Genomic DNA, 2,880 nt, shown 5'->3' with positions numbered 1-2,880 from the left:
CAATGCCACAACAGCCAATAATAATATCCATTTTTTCATAATTTTATGCCTCCTATTTTCTGCTTTCAATAATTTTTATTGATCTACAACACACTTATGGTTGCAATTCTATTTCGATAAAATGTTGAATAGTATCTATCTTTTTTACGCTCTTATCTTATCTTAACTTATATTGTCTTATCTTAGCTCGTCTTATCTTATCTCGTCTTATCTTATCTCGTCTTATCTTATCTTGTCTGGCTTAACTTGCGTGCGATGGCATTGCCTGTCGCCTGAACAATTTGCACCATGAGGATCATCACAACAACCGCAGCCATCAAGACATCGGTTTGGAATCTATGAAACCCATATCGGATTGCTAAGTCACCAAGTCCTCCGCCACCAATAGCCCCTGCCATTGCTGAGTAACCAATAATACTAATAATCGTAAGTGTTGTCCCAAGCACCAAACTCGGTAAACTCTCTGGTATCAGAACCTTGGTAATAATTTGATAGTTGGTGGAACCCATGGCCCTTGACGCTTCTATTACACCCTTATTGACTTCTTTTAAGGATGATTCTACAATACGGCCAACAAGTGGTGCCGCACCGATTGCAAGCGGCACAATTGTAGCGGTTGTACCGATAGTTGTCCCCACAACCCATCTTGATAGGGGGAATAGTACAATCATCAAAATAATAAAGGGAAAGGATCTGAGTACATTGACAAGCGTGCCAAGCAACTGATTGAGCTTTGGCATGGGCATAAGGCCACCCTCTTCTGTCATCACTAAAACAACGCCAAGGGGAAATCCTAAAATTGAAGCCACAAGGGTTGAAACAGTGACCATATATAGGGTTTCAAGTGTCGGCTGAAGCAGTAAATCTAACCATTCATTCATTTGATCACCTCCACCTTTACGCCTTGACTCTGGAACATACTAATGACATTTTGCTTATCCTCTTCACACCCTGGGATTTCAATAATCATACTGCCAATACCACGTTTTGAAACCTCGTCGATTTCACTCGACAATACGTTTAACTTTAAACCTGTTTGTAGGATGGTGTCTGCAACCACTGGTTTCTTAGAAGTCACCTCATCAAAGTGAAGTCTAATGACGTTGCCCTTGTAGCCTTCAAACAAGTCATCTGTGTATAAATGCCTTGGTAGATGTTCAATGAGGATTTTTGTCATTTCTTGCTTGGGATTTTTAAAAACTTCTGCCACAGGCCCTTGCTCCACAATAATCCCCTGATCAATCACAGCGACTTTGTCACAAATCGTCTGAATAACAGACATCTCATGTGTAATCAATACAATCGTAATCCCCAGTTTCTGATTAATTTCTTTCAAAAGTGACAAAATGTCTTGAGTGGTTTTGGGGTCCAGCGCACTTGTCGCTTCATCACACAATAGCAGTTTTGGATTGCCAACAAGGGCTCTTGCAATGGCAGCTCTCTGTTTTTGTCCGCCACTCAACATGGACGGATATGCATTTGCCTTTTCCTCTAAATCTACAAGCTTTAACATTTCATTCACTTGATTTGTCATATCTGACTTGGACGTTTTATTGATTTCAAGCGGATACGCAACATTTCTAAAAATAGTCTTTGAACTCAACAAGTTAAAATGCTGAAAAATCATTCCTATCTGTTTGCGCTCATCTCTTAACGCACTTGGGGTCAATGCCGCTAAATTAATACCATCTATTTCCACAGTGCCTTCAGTTGGCACTTCCAACAAATTAAGCATTCTAATCAAAGTCGATTTGCCTGCACCACTAAGTCCAATGATGCCAAAGATTTCACCTTTTTCAATGTCAAGATCAATCCCCTTCAAAGCATTTACAACCTGATCTCCTGAGCAAAAAGCCTTTTTTAGGCCCCTTAATCTAATCATTTTGCCTCCAATTACTATCTTCTTACCACAATCGCGCGCTGATTGCTTTTAATTAAATCAAAAACAAAAAACTTCCTACCGCCATAACAAAGCAATAAGAAGTCAATGAACTATTTCAGTATGTCCTCATCGCTGCTAGCGTTACCACCTTATCCACATTGGTCGGTTGGCGCAGGATCAACAAGCTAACTCTCTCCCCTGACTCTTGATAAGTGTTTTCAATTTTCTAGAGTTTAGCACGAAAAAAAATATCACGCAAGTTATATACTTCTTATACTCACGTGATATATATTAACATTTTGTAAACGGTTCAACTTTGTGTTTATTTTAATGGAATATAGATGTCACATTCACCTGTCTTAGGGAATCGGTCATCATAAAGTTCAAAAGACATGGCAAAGTCTGGCGTTAGGTTGTTAGCTGGTAAGTATTCTTGGTAGATTTTATCCCAAAACTCGCCCATTTTAGACACGTGATCTTTGAAAGTGAACACAGCATAGTTTCTTTTTGGAATTTCCTTTAATTTCATGCCGGTTGGTAAATTTACGAGAGAATCTACTTCAACGCCTGCTAAGTATGAAAATTGGCCATCTTCAGAATAGTCATAACAAAGACCATACATAATATCAGAATTTGACCCTTCAACCTCTGTGTATTTTGTCATAAACACTTTCCAAAGCTCAGCAATTTCTTGATGGGCATTTTTGCCCGTATAAACCATACCTACTACCTTTTTCGCTGGAAACTCAATAATTTTATGTTCCATAATAGACCTCCTAAAATATAATTGGGTGTTTGGTTAAGTTACATCACCTTTCAATATCTATTATACCGCCCCTTTGTTGACAACAGTATGTCAGTCAAGTTTAAAATTATTTTGAAGGATGCCCTCCGCCTTTCGTCTTATGCGGTTAAGGAGCGACGATGGCGATAAAATCTTAATCTGATCGCAAATTAAAAATAATTGAGCCATGGCAACATCTTCACTAATCAAGTTG

The 2,880-nt window shown here is 38.8% G+C and carries 3 protein-coding genes and 1 riboswitch; all 3 genes read right to left on the bottom strand.

Going from position 1 to position 2,880, the window contains the following annotated elements:
* Positions 1 to 227 precede the first annotated feature (227 nt).
* Entirely contained in the window at positions 228 to 881 is a 654-nt protein-coding gene (locus AC220I_RS20855) for a methionine ABC transporter permease (RefSeq protein ID WP_486725797.1), read from the bottom strand.
* On the bottom strand, positions 878 to 1,882 hold the full coding sequence (locus tag AC220I_RS20850) for a methionine ABC transporter ATP-binding protein (RefSeq protein ID WP_486725796.1): 1,005 nt from the start codon (positions 1,880 to 1,882) through the stop codon (positions 878 to 880). The genes AC220I_RS20855 and AC220I_RS20850 overlap by 4 nt, the downstream gene beginning before the upstream one ends.
* Before the next feature lie 123 nt (positions 1,883 to 2,005).
* Positions 2,006 to 2,097: riboswitch (SAM riboswitch) on the bottom strand.
* A gap of 107 nt (positions 2,098 to 2,204) precedes the next feature.
* On the bottom strand, positions 2,205 to 2,648 hold the full coding sequence (locus AC220I_RS20845; protein WP_486725795.1) for a GyrI-like domain-containing protein: 444 nt from the start codon (positions 2,646 to 2,648) through the stop codon (positions 2,205 to 2,207).
* Positions 2,649 to 2,880: the final 232 nt, after the last annotated feature.

The organism is Fusibacter sp. (genome assembly GCF_057447755.1).
This window is presented reverse-complemented; position numbering and strand designations above follow the sequence as displayed.